Source organism: Priestia aryabhattai B8W22, assembly GCF_000956595.1.
Classification (GTDB): Bacteria; Bacillota; Bacilli; order Bacillales; family Bacillaceae_H; genus Priestia; species Priestia aryabhattai.
This window is the reverse complement of record NZ_JYOO01000009.1, coordinates 81,233-96,762: the sequence shown is the minus strand read 5'-3', so window position 1 is coordinate 96,762 and position 15,530 is coordinate 81,233. Positions and strand designations below refer to the sequence as shown.

The following is a 15,530-nucleotide window of genomic DNA, read 5'->3' as shown; positions in this document are numbered from 1 at the left end:
GAGGAATTTGTGAAAGAAAAAAATAATAAAAAAAATGAAACTAATCTACAGGTTTATTCGTAATAGTAGTGTGGTAAATAAATAATGAAGAAAATCGGTAATGAAAATAATGACAGTGAAGGAACGAACTAATGTACTAGTTCACTTTAAAAAGTATATCATTCCGATGAAGTTTATAGTATAATGCAAATAGATATTATTTTTTAAAAGTAATTATAAAGTAGTATCGATTTTCATTATCAGTCATTAAATATTTACACTCGTTGAAGTTTGTATAAAACAACATGATTTACAGTTCATGTTTTGAATGTTATGACCGATTATGATAGAAGGAGTGAAGGAGTAAATGGTTACATTATATACATCACCAAGTTGTACATCTTGTCGTAAAGCGAAAGCTTGGTTAGAGGAAAATGATATTGGATATACAGAGCGTAATATCTTTTCAGAGCCGTTATCAATCGATGAGATTAAAGAAATTTTACGTATGACAGAAGATGGAACAGATGAAATCATTTCAACACGTTCGAAAACTTTCCAAAAACTAGACGTTCAGGTAGACGCTATGCCTTTACAAGATTTGTATGAATTAATTCAGCAAAATCCTGGCTTATTGCGCCGTCCGATTATCATTGATGAAAAACGTCTACAAGTTGGTTATAATGAAGACGAGATCCGTCGTTTCTTACCACGTAAAGTGCGTACTTTCCAACTTCGCGAAGCTCAAAGACTTGTGAATGGTTAATTTTTATATTTGTCTGTTTAAGATTTAAATAAGAAACCAACCAAGTAACGTTTGCTTGAAGTTGGTATATAAAGAAATAAGCAGCAGGGAGCCAAATGGCCTCTGCTGCTTATTTTTTGTCGAAATAGCAGGGAAAATGAAGTATATATGTAATTAATAAAGAAAGAGAGTAATTAAACATATAAAAGTGGTGGTGAACGGATTGGAGCTTTTACAGCTAAAATATTTCCAAGTAGTTGCTAGACTAGAACATATCAGCAAAGCGGCTGAAGAGCTATACGTATCTCAGCCTGCGCTCAGCAAAACGATTTCACAGTTGGAAAAAGAGCTAGGCATTCGTTTGTTTGATCGAAACGGTAAATACATTAAATTAAATCGGTATGGTAAAGCGTTCTGTGCCAAAGTAGAACGTGCTTTAAAAACATTAGAAGACGCAAAACACGAGCTAAAGGATATGTCGAGCGATCCATGTGAAGAAATTCGTCTTGTTGTATTAGCTAGTTCACATTTACTTCCAGAGCTATTAAGCAGGTTTCGTGAGCAATATCCTCAGGTGCGTTTTCGGCTGATGCAGCATTTGACTAATAGCTATTCACAGCCTGATTTTGATTTATGTATTTCAGCTTTTCCATTAACAACCCGTCAGATCCAACATACTCCTTTGCTTCGTGAATCGATTTTGCTTGCAGTCCCTCATGATCACCATTTAGCCAAGCAATCACGTGTAAAGTTAAATGAACTTAAAAATGAGAAATTCATTGTGCTAAAGAAAGGGAAAGAATTAAGAAAAATAACGGATGTGATTTGTAAGGAACAGAATTTTGTACCTCAAATTACGTTTGAAAGCGATGATCCAGCAACAGTGAGAGGTTTGATTAGAGCGAAGCAAGGAATCGGTTTTATTCCTGAAGTGACGTGGGGAGGTTCTACAGGAAAAGATGTAAAACTGTTGAAAATTGAAGAGGAAACATTTGAACGTACTATCTTTTTAGCTTGGAACAATGGAGGCTACGTGACGGATTTACAACAAACCTTCCGGCAGTTTGTGATTGATTACTTTAAACATTTACCTTCCGGTATGCCTCATGAATACATATAAGGATCATGACTAAATGTCATGATTTTTATTTCTTTTTCGAATAAATCTAAAATAAACGGTAGAGAAAAACTGCATTATGTCGTTTTTGATATAAGTATATAACTAAAAATGCATAGGTTATTCAACTTTTTTCCTTTACACTATTTTTAAATTATAAAGTAAACGCTTTCAATAATGGGTTGGGGAGGAAGTAATATGATAATCTTCGGTGTAGCGCTGCTGTCTATTTGCATGTTGATAGGAGTAATTGTAGGGGACGCATTAGGAGGGCTGATGGGAGTAGAAGCCAACGTTGGAGGAGTAGGGGTGTCCATGCTTCTTCTTGTACTAGCGGTGGATTATTTAAAGAAGAAAAATAAGCTTCAAGTAAAATCCGAAGAAGGCATTGCTTTTTGGGGAGGTATTTATATTCCTATCGTGGTAGCAATGTCTGCACAGCAAAATGTTGTAGCTGCTCTTGATGGTGGAGGCATGGCAATTCTTGCAGGGGTGCTAGTAGTCGTAGTAGGCTTTTTATCCATACCATTTATCAGCAGAATAGGAGAGAAAGCGAAGGTGAAGGAACAAGAAATAGAGCTTTCTATTTTACCTAAGGAGCAGATAAAATGATGAATATGATCAAAGAAGGATTAGAAAATAACGGGCTGATTACGGCATTTGCTATTATTGGGATTGTCATGTATATTGCTTATTTTTTATCAGATAAATTAACAAAAGGAAGAGTTCACGGATCTGCTATTGCTATTATGTTTGGATTAATTCTTGCTTATATCGGTGGAGTGAACACAGGAGGAGAGAAAGGAATTTCTGATATACAGTTATTTTCAGGAATTGGTTTAATGGGCGGGGGGATGCTGCGAGATTTTGCCATTATTGCTACTGCGTTCGGCGCCAATTTTAGCGAAGTAAAAAAAACGGGAATCAGCGGGATTACGGCCTTGTTTTTTGGGGTTTTCTATTCCTTTGTAATAGGTGTAATTATTGCTCTTTGTTTTGGATATAGAGATCCCGTTGCTTTGACCACAATCGGAGGAGGAGCCGTGACCTATATTGTGGGGCCGGTTTCTGGAACTGCGATTGGAGCCTCCTCCGATGTTATCGCGTTAAGTATAGCTGTAGGATTAATTAAATCCATTTCAGTTATGATTTTGACACCGATATTTGCTAAGAAAATCAAATTAAACAACCCTCGCACAGCAATGATCTATGGAGGAATTATGGGGACGACGAGCGGTGTCGCGGCTGGTTTAGCCGCGACAGATGTAAAACTTGTACCTTACGGAGCCATGACAGCTACATTTTATACAGGTCTTGGTTGTTTACTCGTACCATCTATTCTTTTTTTACTCACAGAGATTATTTTTTAAGTGTACAAAGTGTTTTATGAATAAAAGACTGCTGTGCTCATTAAACTAAAGAAAAGGCCATACTAAATAAAAATGTTTAGTATGGCCTTTTCTTTATCATTTAGTTGAACGAAAGCTATTAACAGCCATGCCGCTTATCAGCACAACAGCAATTGTTATAAACGGAATAAATGTTCCTAGAGATGTATGGCCTGCAAAGAATGAATGTAAACTCTTCTCATGTCCAATCATATTTCCAGCAGTATAAGCTAAAATAGCTGCTCCACCATAAACGAGCAGAGGAAACCGTTCCATCAAATACAAAATGAGCTTGCTTCCCCAAACAATAATGGGGACGGATACGAGTAATCCGGTGACAACCAAGATAATATTTCCATGAGCTGCGCCTGCTACAGCTATTACATTATCTAGTCCCATTACAATATCAGCAAATACAATCGTTCTTACAGCGGCGCCTAATGTCACACCTGCACGGATTGAAGATGCATCATCACCTTCTGATACAAGAAGCTTAAAGGCAATGATCACTAATAAAAAACCGCCGATGAGCTGCAAGTAAGGAATAGTTAGTAAATAAACAGCTAAAATAGTAAGTACAATGCGAACTATCACAGCTAAGCCAGTCCCTAAAAAAATAGCTTTATTTCGCTGATATTCAGGTAAGTTGCGGCTTGCTAAGGCAATAACAATAGCGTTGTCTCCACCTAATACAATATCGATACCGATAATAAGAAGAATGGAGGTTATTAATTCTAAATCCAATAGTCTTCCCTCCCAATATGTAAGGATAAGTAGCTCATATTGCTTTATCTGTGTTCATTTTTAACAAAAAGCGTTCATAGGGTAAAGAGATTATGTATATAACAAAGTAAGGTGTAAGGTGGCTGTGAGTTGTCAGAGTATTTTTTATTTCCTTTCTTTCGCATTTTGTCATAAAATAGATATACAAGGTTCACTCAAATAGTGTATGCTTGTATATCCCAAGTTAGAATGCTTTACAAAGTGAGAAAGTACATGTAATATTGCTTTAACACGGGGGTAAAATAGTCCCTTCATCGTTTAGGGGTAATGTTCGAAATGGCCGGATTACCTTCACTGATTTTTCCGAAGGGAGAGATGATAATGGAAATCGAACGCATTAATGAAAACACAGTAAAATTCTTTGTCACTTACGTAGATATTGAAGAACGTGGATTTGATCGCAATGAAATTTGGTTTAGCCGAGAGCGCAGTGAAGAGCTATTCTGGGAGATGATGGACGAAATTCATCAAGAAGAAGAGTTTGTAGCAGAAGGTCCTCTTTGGATTCAAGTACATGCGCTTGAGAAGGGGCTAGAGGTTATTGTAACAAGAGCACAAGTTTCAAAAGACGGTCAAAAGTTCGAAGTACCTGTTGGTGAAAATGATAAAATCGATATCCCTGTAGATGGAAAAATTGAAGCGTTGCTTGATCATCAAGCGAATCAAAATAAAAAAGCTGATTTTGAAGAAGAAATTATAGAAGACGAAGGGCTACAGTTCGTCGCACGCTTTCAAGACTTAGAACATTTAATTTCCTTAAGTCACCATTTAGAGTTAGATGATATCATCAACAGCATGTACGTGTTTGAAGGGAAATATTATTTATACGTTGAGTTTACAGATGATGAAGACTTTGTAGCTGAAATTGATAACATTTTGAGTATCATTTTAGAATATGCAAATGAATCAAATGTAACAGTTCATCGTTTAATGGAATATGGAAAAGAATTAATCAGTGAAAATGCACTTGAACAAGTAAAGCAGTATTTTCCTTTACGATAATAGCAGCCGATTTCATGTATATGAAATCGGTCTTTGTTTTGCCCTCTTTTTTGGAAATGCTCTCTGCTCAGTTTGAACAATATAGGTGGAAAAAGCAGGGGCTGGTTCCTACACGGGAAAGTGTAGTGTTAAAATAACAAGTTTGAGGATAATAACGGTATAAAGACCTGTTATTAATGATGAAAGATTGGTTGTAGGATAGGTGAAAACAAGTTGAAAAATAGATTACAGCTTTTAATTTTTGTTATTGGTATTATTGCTTTGCTTTATTTTACAAAAGGGTATTGGGACGGTAAATTTATTGGCGTGCTGAGTATCTTAATTACGATTAGTGTTGTTTTCATCGGTCTTGTTATTTCATTAGAAAACCGTCATCCAACTCAAACGCTAACGTGGCTCGTAGTATTAGGCGGTTTCCCGGTAATAGGGTTCTTTTTTTATTTGTTATTTGGACGCAATACGCGAAAACGGCGTTTATTTGCTAAAAAAGCAAAGCTGGATGAACAGGTGCTTTTAAAGATGGAAAGAGATTCCGGTATATTAGAAAATCACTTTGAACAGTTGGGCACCAGTAGAAAGCAAATGCTGAAGCTAGCCGTCAGGCTTGGCAAGAGTCCAATTTCTTTTTCATCAGATACGCGCGCATTGACGAATGGAAAAGAGACGTTTCACGAAATTATGGAATCATTAAAGCATGCAAGGCATCATATCCACTTAGAGTATTACATCGTACGACATGATCACTTAGGAGAACAAATTAAAGATATTTTGATTCAGAAAGTACAAGAAGGAGTTTATGTACGCTTCTTGTATGATGCTGTGGGCAGTTTTCAGCTTTCACCGCATTATATTCACGAGTTAAGAAACGCGGGCGTAGAAATGATTCCATTCTTGCCGGTCAGACTTCCATTTCTCAATAATAAAATCAATTTCCGTAATCATCGTAAAATTGTAGTCATTGATGGAACAATTGGGTTTGTAGGAGGTTTGAACATTGGTGATGAGTATCTTGGGAAAAGTCGGCATTTTGGCTTTTGGAGAGATACTCACTTGATGGTGAAGGGTGAGGCAGTCCGTTCATTGCAGCTTATTTTCTTGCAAGACTGGTATTATATGACAGGACAGACGATGCTTACTCAAACGTATCTATCGCCTGATTTAATTGACATTGATATGGAAAAGTGCGGCGGTGTTCAAATGATTGCTGGCGGACCAGACCGTGAGTGGGAAATTATCAAACACTTATTTTTTTCGATGATTACGTCTGCGAAAGAGTCCATTTGGATTGCTTCTCCTTACTTCATACCTGATGAAGATATTTTTACTTCCCTCAAAGTAGCTGCTTTAAGCGGTATAGATGTAAGGCTTCTTGTACCTCAGAAGCCCGATAAAAAAATTGTTTTTCATGCATCACGCTCTTATTTTCCGGAGCTGCTAGAAGCAGGTGTGAAAATTTACGAGTATAAAAAAGGATTTATGCACAGCAAGATTGTGATTGTTGATAGAGAAATTGCCTCTATTGGAACAGCTAACATGGACATGAGAAGCTTTCATTTAAATTTTGAAGTAAATGCTTTTTTATATCGCACAGCTAGTACCCAAAAGCTCGTATATGAATATATGCAAGATTTAGAAGAAACGAGTGAGCTTCACTTTAAAGACTTTGAAAAGCGGCCATTTATACAGCGGCTGTTTGAATCAACAGCCCGTTTGCTTTCACCGCTATTATAATTGCTGTAAACCACATTGCGTATCTGCAATGTGGTTTTTTTCTGAAAGAAAAGGGTTTAGTAGAAAGGTGTCGAATACAAGGATATAGCTCGCTACTATAGGAAGGAGAAATGTATGATTGTTAGTTGCCCAAACAGACGAAGGCCTCATTTCACTGGCTCAGCGCTTTTCGCTTGAACAGCTTAAGCTGTGGAAAAAAGAAAAGCAGTTCTACTGTCCCTCTTGTCAATCCCCTGTACAGTTAAAGGTAGGTACAAAAAAAATTCCTCATTTTGCGCACCTGAAAAAAACGTGCGTCGCTCAGCATGAAGGTGAAACAGATTATCATCTCGACGGAAAGCGAAAGCTGTTTCACTGGTTTAGTTCTCATCTTGAAGTCGAGTTAGAAAGTTATCTTCCTGACATTATGCAGCGTCCAGATCTTCTTGTAGATACGCCCTCGCAAAAATATGCAATTGAATTTCAATGTGCGTCCTTATCTTCCTCAGTGTTAACTAAACGTTCTATTCATTATGAGAAAGGAAATTATATGCCTCTTTGGATTATGGGGGCAAAAAGAATGAAGCGCTTATCCACTTATATGTATCAACTTTCTTTTCAAGAGTGGCAGTTTCTTACTCTTTCCGATTATACGCCCACACTTCTTTATTTTTCACCTTCTACTAATCAACTGTTGAAACTTGAACATCTTATTCCTTTTTCATCTCAGATTTGTTATGCACAGCTTGTCGTGCTCTCTCCTCACGAGCATACCTTTCATGATCTTTTTTCTACACATACACAGCCTCAATTCTTCTCTTCATGGATAAAGAAAAAGAAGGCATGGAGAACGCATTATATCCTCTATCCTAATCAGAAGCTTCAGCCTTTTTTACACGCTCTTTATGAAAGCAATATTCCTCCCTCTCATATTCCAGCAGAAGCAGGCATGCCGCTGCCTTCTTTATACATGATTGACACGTCTGCTACTATATGGCAAACATGGCTGCTTCTTGATTTAATGCAGGAAAAGCACGTAGGGGATTTAATTACAGAAAAAGAGTTATGCAGGCTATGGCTCTACAGAATTCATCAGAGGCATATTGTGTTTCGGTCTTTGCCGATGGCCCCTGTTGTTGTGGAACAGCCTTTGGTTGAGTATATAGAGGTATTATGCCGGCTAGGGATGCTAACGTCTATAACTTCTGGGGTATACAAAATCAGAAGGCCTTACACGATTCCAAAGCGAACATCCGATGCGTTTTTAGAAGATGGACAAATGATGAAAAGGTGGTTAAATCAAGCAAAAGAAGTGACATAACCACTGAAAATCAGTACGCTTAAGAAAGAATCCTTTTTTCAAAAGCGTACTGACTTTTGATTAATTCTTTTAAAACAACATACAATAACGAAAGAAATAAAAAGGATTCGCCTTAGAAAAAGCGAACAGTTATAGACAGGTAGAAAAAGATGGAGGGATGACCATGAGTGAACAATCAAAAGTGAAAAAGTTACCAAGTAGAAGCGAGATAAAAGTAGAAGATACGTGGAAACTAGAGGATATTTTTGCTTCAGATGACGCATGGGAAAAAGAATTTGAAGAAGTAAAAGCTCTTATTTCGCAAATGGAAAAATTCAAAGGAAAACTTGGAGAGTCCGCTCAAACTTTATACGACGCTCTTCAAGAGCAAGACGAGCTCACAATGCGCGTTAGTAAACTTTATACATATGCTCACATGCGCTACGATCAAGATACCACTAACTCTTTTTATCAAGGATTAAATGATCGTATTAAAACCCTTTATACTCAAATTGCAAGTGCACTATCGTATGTAACACCAGAAATTTTGTCTATTGAAGAATCAAAAATTAAACAATACATGGCGGAACATAAAGAGCTAAAGTTATACGCTCATGCGTTAGATGAAATTACTCGCGAGCGTCCGCACATTTTATCAGAAAGTGAAGAAGCGCTTCTCGCTCAGGCTTCTGAAGTACTAGGGTCTTCAAGCAACACGTTTGGAATGTTAAATAACGCAGATTTAGAATTTCCGTCCATTAAAGACGAAAATGGAGAAGAAGTAGAAATCACGCACGGACGCTATATTCGCTTTTTAGAAAGCAGCGATCGCCGCGTACGAGAAGAAGCGTTTAAAGCGGTGTATGAAACGTACGGGAAATTTAAAAATACGTTTGCAAGTACGTTAAGCGGCACGGTGAAGAAAGATAATTTCAGCGCCCGCGTTCGTCACTATAATTCAGCTCGTCACTCAGCTCTTAGCACAAATAATATTCCAGAAGAAGTATACGATAACTTAGTTAAAACAGTGAACGATAATTTGCATTTGTTGCATCGATATATTGATTTACGTAAGAAAGTATTGGGAATTGAAGAGCTTCATATGTATGACCTTTATACGCCTTTAGTAAAAGACGTAAAAATGGAAGTAAGCTATGAAGAAGCAAAAGATTATATTTTAAAAGGTCTGAAACCACTAGGTGAAGACTACCTTAATGTGTTAAAAGAAGGATTTGAAAATCGTTGGGTAGATGTTCATGAGAACAAAGGCAAGCGAAGCGGTGCTTATTCTTCAGGAACGTATGGCACCAATCCTTATATCTTAATGAACTGGCAGGATAATGTAAATAATTTGTTTACACTAGCTCATGAATTTGGCCATTCCGTACACAGTTATTACACAAGAAAAACGCAGCCATATCCTTACGGAGATTATTCAATCTTTGTTGCAGAAGTAGCTTCAACGTGTAATGAAGCGCTTCTAAACGATTATTTACTAAAAACAATTGATGATGAAAAGCAGCGCTTGTATTTGCTTAACCATTATTTAGAAGGATTCCGCGGTACGGTATTCCGTCAAACGATGTTTGCTGAATTTGAGCACGATGTGCACGTGCGTGCTCAAAACGGAGAGCCGCTTACACCTGAATTATTAACAAAATTATATTATGACTTAAATAAAAAGTATTTTGGAGACAACTTAGTAATTGACGAAGAGATTGGATTAGAATGGGCTCGTATTCCGCATTTCTACTACAATTACTATGTTTATCAATATGCTACAGGGTTCAGTGCAGCAGCGGCATTAAGCAAGCAAATCCTTGAAGAAGGAGATGCAGCTGTTGAGCGCTATGTAGGTTTCTTAAAGTCAGGAAGCTCTGATTATCCAATTGAAGTGTTGAAAAAAGCAGGAGTGGACATGACAACATCTCAGCCTATTGAAGAAGCCCTAGCCGTATTTGAAGAGAAATTAACGGAAATGGAACGTTTATTAAATCAATAAAATTAAAATGAAGCAGGAGCTGTATCCTGCTTCATTTTTTAAATCCTCGAAATTTGTTGTGATTGTTAAGCAATGTAAAGATAATAAGAATAGCTAAAAATAAGAGAGGGCCTGCGATAATGAGAGGGACAAGCTGCATAAGAGACAAAATATAGAATAAAAAAGAAAATAAAAGAATAACAACTCCTAGAGTAATTCCAGCAATTTTCATAGTTAACACCTCTATTAAAAGCATAATTGGTTGTACTATATGAGTGAATCTGGCTGTTTATGAAGTTTTTTTATAAAAAAGTGAATAAAATTGAAAAAAGGGGTTGCCAAAAGTCGACATAATTTGCTATAGTATTAATCGTGAAGTTTATCACAAAACAAACATATACCCCTTTGTTTGACCGTGAAAAATTTCTCCCATCCCCTTGTTGTCTTAAGACAAACGAAAAGACTTGGCGAAAGCCAAGTCTTTTTTGTTTAGTCGATGCTTAGGATAAGCATCAACATTTAATAATTAACAGCTCTTTTCAGTACTTCGCCAAAAGGTTCCGTATTTGACAGGAACTCTCTCAACAACTTGCTGAAGCTGAAGTTTTTTCAATTCTTTTTCAGCCTCTTCTAATGATAAACCATACACAACTGCCACTTCTTTTGAAGCAACAAATTGAAAATAGCTTAAAAATGAACGAAGAGGCGGAAGACAAGCTGGATCTGGGTCAATTTCTAACATCTCTTTAATGATGTGTACATATGTTTCGTACGAATAGTATCCTGATATCTTAATGCCTTCTTCTTCAACTTTTTCGTTAAAGAACACAAGAGTTGGAATCTCATCGACATCCATTTCCGACGTGATTTTTAAATCACATTGAAAAGCCTTCGCAGCGTAATCTGAATGCAAATCTTTTACAAATTCATTAACATCTAGCCCCACATGTTTTGCACATTGTATTAAGACAGATTCTTCTGTAACATTTTGTTTTTCTAAAAATACTACTTCTTGAAGTCTTCTCAAAAAGCGAATGCCCTGTTTCTTTCCTTGCAGTCCGGCCGCTTTAATTGCAATTGATGCAGCGTAAGGAGTATCGATTGGGTTTTCAAGCCACAGGTTGCCGTCACATGACATGCCGGAGCGGCTTCCAGTTTTCTCCCACGATTTTGCAATATGTTCAAATCTCTGCTGTGCTCCAATATTTAATTGCTGCAAGTTTCCGCCAAGCACATGCTTGAGGGATAACAGCTGACCATATTCTATTTGTAACTTCTTTAGAATAGGCTCGAGTGCCCAGCACTCTGGACAAAGAGGGTCAACAAATACATAGATTTCAAGCGGTTTTTTATTTGAACCTTGACAAAGCTGATGCAAGGATGGGTATTGGCTGTTTAGATTACTCAATGTGAAAATCCTTTCTCATCTGTCTGTTCTGGTGAATTAATCATGTGTTGGGCAGTTAAAATAAGACGATGATAAAGTTCATCTCTCTCAGGGCCTTCTAAATTAATTTCGTCCATTGCTTCATGCATACACGTCAGCCAGGCTTTGGCTCTTGACGGTGTAATTTCAAAAGGAAGATGTCTAGCTCTCAGCATAGGGTGACCATGCTCTTCAGTGTATAACGAAGGCCCTCCTAAATATTGTGTCAGAAATTGCTTTTGCTTTCTTGCTGTTTCTGTTAAATCATCAGGAAAAATTGGCGCGAGCTCAGGATGTTGTCCAACGCGTGTATAAAAAGCATCAACAAGTTTTGAAATCGTATGTTCACCGCCTAATAATTCGTAAGGGGAGTGGATTTTTTCTCTCATGTTGATAACTCCTTTGTTATAAGAAATATACGTCTTAACTCTTTGGTGTTTTTTACTTTCCTTAATTTTAGCAGTGTCATTTCGTTAACTCAAACTATCCGCTTACTTCTTCTACTGGAAAAGAGATAAAGTGGAATTTTACATAAGAAAAGTCTATGATGCTGTGGCGAATCACTAATTATGAGAAACAAAGGAATCCTTTCACAAACGTTTCCTTCTATTTATATAGTGTAACCTCGACAAACTACAGCCATTCCACGTTCGAGTGGCGAATGATTGGACTCTTTTACACAAGATAAGAAGACATAATTTTGTTTACATATTTTTGCGTTTCTTGAAAAGGAGGTACTCCGCCGTATTTATCGACATTACCTGGTCCAGCATTATAGGCCGCCAACGCTAATTTCACGTTTCCGTCGTATTTATCTAACATTTGTCGAAGATATTTGGCTCCTCCAAATACATTTTGCTTGGAGTCGTACGGATCTTCTACACCAAGAGCTTTAGCGGTTGCTGGCATTAGCTGCATAAGCCCAGCTGCTCCGACAGAACTTTTGGCAGATGGATTAAAATTTGACTCTTGTTTAATAACAGAACGAATAAGTTTAGGGTCCAGCTGGTAGCGTGCTGCTGCTTCTGTAATTATCGTTTGGATATCCTGAGAACTGGCCTTTACCGTTTCGTTTTTTTGTGCAGGTAAGGCAGCAGTCGGGGCGGCTGCCTTATCTGAGGAAGAAACAGATGGCTGGAACTGCGTTTGAACCGCCGTAGCTGGAAACATCTGCGCTGCCTGCAAGTAAAGATTGGTACTCATTTGAGGCTCTTGATTGACGTAGTCTTGAAAAAGCTGAGCAAATACAGAGAGTAAAGTTGTACCAAGCATCACGTTAGCTGTTGGCAGCTGGTTGTTAACTGAAAATGGCTGAGTTCCAGGAAATTGAACAGAAGACATGTAATGGTTAATATTCATACTCATGAATTTATTCTCCATCCATTAACGTATACTTTCGCTTGTAAAACCGTCGAATTTTGTTTTCCGTTGGTTTCTTTTTAATATCAAGCTCCGTAAGCAATTGTTCAAAATGTTTTGCCCCTTCATTGGCATCCGTTACTTCGTATTCAAGTTCATAGTCCTCAGCACCTAGATAAAAGCTATGATCGAGTACAAGTAACCCATTTTTATATGGAATTTCTGCTCGACTTGTACGCAAAGTGCCAAAATAAGTTAGCGCATGGCTATCGACTTGTAAATCAGTAATAAGCTGTTGAATCGTTGAAGGAATCTTGGCGCTGCCATCTAGCAATTCTTTAGCTTGTTCATTTGTTAATGCTTCATGTGTTTCTAAAAGACCCTCTTGATGAGGCTGTTTGAGGGTGAGAACGGATTTATCTTTTTTGCTTCGAATTCGCAGGGCAGCCCCGCAGTCTTTCAATGAGAAAGCAGGTGTATCAAAATAGTGGTTTTCTTGAGAAATAAACTGATCTTCAGTTAATTGAAAGTGTGAGCGGAGACGATCAAACTCTTCTTTCGTTACTATATTTTTAAATTCAATTTCAATTTCTTGTTTCAATGAAATCATCCTTTTAATTTAGGTCTTTTGGTAAGGCACTTTCCATCTTAATTTATCACACTTTTTGAGACAGTAAAACTACATTTCCTAACAGGAATATCCATATGGGGAACTTGGAAAATGAAGAAATACGGATTGTTTAGGTTTTACCTTTATTAAACGTTCCTGTAATGTGTTAAAATAGTAACGAATTGTATAGTTGGAAGGAGTTTATTTATGCACAATCGAATTGACATCACTACCTGTGTGATGAAATCAAATGAATTACATTTAAAAGCAGACCCTATTGAGACGGAAATTGAACAATTGGAAGATACAAAACAAATGCTTGTTGACTCAGATAACATGTCATTTGTATATGTTGTAGATATTAATGATCAATTTATGTATGTTGGCCTTAGTGATAATATTTGGGCAAATTTAAAGCACGTCTTACATAAAGATATGAAAGTATTTTTAGAAATTAATAAGGAAGTAATTGAGCTATCAGCCGTTAAAGAAGAGCTATCTTATCTCATCAGTAACATCGAAGGAAATGTGAATTATGGAGACGAGATGGTAGCAAGAGTAGAGGAAGTTTTTTTAGATAAAGAAAATAAGTAACAGAGAGAAAAAAGGGGGGTGTTATTAATGATCAGACATTGGGATTTATTTTTAGCACCGTATAAACAAGCCGTTGAAGAACTTAAGGTGAAATTAAAAGGAATTCGTTCACAGTATGATATGAAGTCTACGCATTCACCTATTGAATTCGTGACGGGACGAGTAAAGCCTATCGCCAGTATTTTGGATAAAGCGACTCGAAAAGGAATTTCTCTGGATCGCTTAGAGGAAGAGATGCAGGACATTGCGGGACTCCGTATGATGTGTCAATTTACGGACGATATTAAAGCGGTCGTAGAGCTCCTTCGTCAGCGCACAGACTTTGAATTGATTGAAGAAAGAGATTATATTCTTCATAAAAAAGAAAGCGGCTATCGTTCATATCATGTGGTCGTATGTTATCCTGTTCAGACAATTAAAGGTGAAAAGAAAATTTTAGTGGAAATTCAAATTCGTACACTGGCTATGAATTTTTGGGCTACAATTGAGCATTCTTTAAATTATAAGTACAGCGGGAAATTTCCTGAGAATATCAAAAAGCGACTTCAGCGTGCTTCTGAAGCGGCTACTCAGCTCGATGAAGAAATGTCTCAAATACGAGGTGAGATTCAAGAAGCCCAGGCTATTTTCTCACGAAAAAAAGAATCGGCGGAAGAATCTTAGGTATGACTCAGCAACAGCTTTGTACTTTGGATGGATAGGGGGAGAGAATTAGGTGGAGAAAATAAAATTTGCTATTACATCAAAAGGCAACCAAATATCAAATACGCTTATGCAAAAAATGAAAACGTATTTATTAGATTTTCATTTAGAATATGATGAAAACCAGCCTGATATTGTAGTGTCAGTAGGGGGAGATGGAACGCTTCTCTACGCGTTTCACCGCTATCGAAACCGACTTGACAAGACGGCTTTTATTGGGGTTCATACCGGCCATTTAGGCTTTTACGCAGATTGGACACCTGATGAGATTGAGAAGCTGGTCATTGCTATTGCAAAGACACCCTATCAGACTGTAGAGTATCCACTGCTCGAAGTGATTATTCGCTATACAAACGGTGGACGCGAAGCTCGATACTTAGCTCTGAATGAATGTACGGTGAAAAGTGTAGAAGGTTCTTTAGTAATGGATGTGGAAATTAAAGGGCAGCGATTTGAGACATTCCGAGGAGACGGCCTTTGCGTATCCACTCCCTCGGGAAGTACAGCTTATAACAAATCCCTTGGAGGCGCGATTTTACATCCTTCGCTTCAAGCTATTCAAATTGCTGAAATGGCTTCTATTAACAATCGAGTGTTCCGTACGATAGGTTCTCCATTGGTTCTTCCTGGACATCATACAGCGCTGTTAAAGCCTGTTAACGACGCAGACTTTCAAATTACCATTGATCATTTAACTCTTTTACATAAAGATGTAAAGTCGATTCAATTTCGGGTAGCAAGCGAAAAAATTCGATTTGCTCGCTTTCGCGCGTTTCCTTTCTGGCAGCGTGTCAGAGACTCTTTTGTATGTGATGATTAAAGGCAGGGAAGAGA

General features: G+C 37.5%; 17 protein-coding genes. 11 read left to right on the top strand and 6 right to left on the bottom strand.

Translation table 11 applies throughout. From position 1 onward, the window contains the following. Positions 1–346 precede the first annotated feature (346 nt). From spxA to madM, 4 genes are all read left to right on the top strand, one after another. The gene (spxA, locus tag N178_RS09310; protein WP_013055422.1) at positions 347–745 is read left to right on the top strand and encodes a transcriptional regulator SpxA; all 399 of its coding nucleotides are present in this window, start codon (positions 347–349) and stop codon (positions 743–745) included. Positions 746–947: 202 nt separating this feature from the next. Further along, positions 948–1,844: a LysR family transcriptional regulator gene (locus N178_RS09305; protein ID WP_045291903.1), complete on the top strand. Its 897-nt coding sequence runs from the start codon at positions 948–950 to the stop codon at positions 1,842–1,844. A gap of 195 nt (positions 1,845–2,039) precedes the next feature. Continuing rightward, entirely contained in the window at positions 2,040–2,453 is a 414-nt protein-coding gene (gene madL, locus N178_RS09300; protein WP_045291902.1) for a malonate transporter subunit MadL, read from the top strand. Continuing rightward, positions 2,450–3,211, top strand: coding sequence for a malonate transporter subunit MadM (gene madM, locus N178_RS09295; RefSeq protein ID WP_045291900.1), 762 nt, complete (start codon positions 2,450–2,452; stop codon positions 3,209–3,211). Before madL ends, madM begins: the two co-directional genes overlap by 4 nt. Positions 3,212–3,307: 96 nt before the next feature. On the opposite strand, the gene N178_RS09290 is transcribed toward madM, so the two are convergent. Continuing rightward, positions 3,308–3,973 (bottom strand): TerC family protein, encoded by a 666-nt coding sequence (locus N178_RS09290; RefSeq protein WP_045291899.1) that lies wholly within the window; start codon positions 3,971–3,973, stop codon positions 3,308–3,310. A gap of 360 nt (positions 3,974–4,333) precedes the next feature. On the opposite strand from N178_RS09290, the gene mecA reads away from it, so the two are divergent. The 4 genes from mecA to pepF all read left to right on the top strand — a co-directional run bounded on the left by mecA (position 4,334) and on the right by pepF (position 10,026). Next, positions 4,334–5,014, top strand: coding sequence for an adaptor protein MecA (gene mecA, locus N178_RS09285; protein ID WP_013055427.1), 681 nt, complete (start codon positions 4,334–4,336; stop codon positions 5,012–5,014). Between the two features lie 213 nt (positions 5,015–5,227). Further along, a complete protein-coding gene (cls, locus tag N178_RS09280; RefSeq protein ID WP_013081764.1) occupies positions 5,228–6,745 on the top strand; it encodes a cardiolipin synthase in 1,518 nt (505 codons plus the stop codon). 118 nt (positions 6,746–6,863) lie between these two features. Beyond that, positions 6,864–8,045 (top strand): competence protein CoiA, encoded by a 1,182-nt coding sequence (locus tag N178_RS09275; protein WP_045291898.1) that lies wholly within the window; start codon positions 6,864–6,866, stop codon positions 8,043–8,045. A gap of 163 nt (positions 8,046–8,208) precedes the next feature. Further along, entirely contained in the window at positions 8,209–10,026 is a 1,818-nt protein-coding gene (pepF, locus tag N178_RS09270) for an oligoendopeptidase F (RefSeq protein ID WP_045291897.1), read from the top strand. 31 nt (positions 10,027–10,057) lie between these two features. On the opposite strand, the gene N178_RS09265 is transcribed toward pepF, so the two are convergent. From N178_RS09265 to N178_RS09245, 5 genes are all read right to left on the bottom strand, one after another. Further along, on the bottom strand, positions 10,058–10,237 hold the full coding sequence (locus N178_RS09265; RefSeq protein WP_014461572.1) for a hypothetical protein: 180 nt from the start codon (positions 10,235–10,237) through the stop codon (positions 10,058–10,060). A 294-nt stretch (positions 10,238–10,531) separates the two neighbouring features. Beyond that, complete coding sequence (locus tag N178_RS09260; protein WP_028412354.1) at positions 10,532–11,383, bottom strand: ClpXP adapter SpxH family protein; 852 nt, start codon at positions 11,381–11,383, stop codon at positions 10,532–10,534. 26 nt (positions 11,384–11,409) lie between these two features. Next, complete coding sequence (locus N178_RS09255; protein WP_013055433.1) at positions 11,410–11,820, bottom strand: globin domain-containing protein; 411 nt, start codon at positions 11,818–11,820, stop codon at positions 11,410–11,412. A 286-nt stretch (positions 11,821–12,106) separates the two neighbouring features. Then, on the bottom strand, positions 12,107–12,796 hold the full coding sequence (locus N178_RS09250) for a lytic transglycosylase domain-containing protein (protein ID WP_045291896.1): 690 nt from the start codon (positions 12,794–12,796) through the stop codon (positions 12,107–12,109). A 4-nt stretch (positions 12,797–12,800) separates the two neighbouring features. After that, on the bottom strand, positions 12,801–13,391 hold the full coding sequence (locus tag N178_RS09245; RefSeq protein ID WP_045291895.1) for a CYTH domain-containing protein: 591 nt from the start codon (positions 13,389–13,391) through the stop codon (positions 12,801–12,803). A gap of 216 nt (positions 13,392–13,607) precedes the next feature. Here N178_RS09245 and N178_RS09240 point away from each other — a divergent pair, with 216 nt between their 5' ends. The 3 genes from N178_RS09240 (at position 13,608) to N178_RS09230 (ending at position 15,516) form a co-directional block, all read left to right on the top strand. Beyond that, complete coding sequence (locus N178_RS09240; protein WP_014461567.1) at positions 13,608–13,994, top strand: UPF0738 family protein; 387 nt, start codon at positions 13,608–13,610, stop codon at positions 13,992–13,994. Positions 13,995–14,021: 27 nt separating this feature from the next. Next, a complete protein-coding gene (gene yjbM / locus N178_RS09235; protein WP_014461566.1) occupies positions 14,022–14,657 on the top strand; it encodes a GTP diphosphokinase in 636 nt (211 codons plus the stop codon). A 61-nt stretch (positions 14,658–14,718) separates the two neighbouring features. Then, on the top strand, positions 14,719–15,516 hold the full coding sequence (locus N178_RS09230; RefSeq protein WP_025749877.1) for an NAD kinase: 798 nt from the start codon (positions 14,719–14,721) through the stop codon (positions 15,514–15,516). The last annotated feature ends 14 nt before the right edge of the window (positions 15,517–15,530 follow it).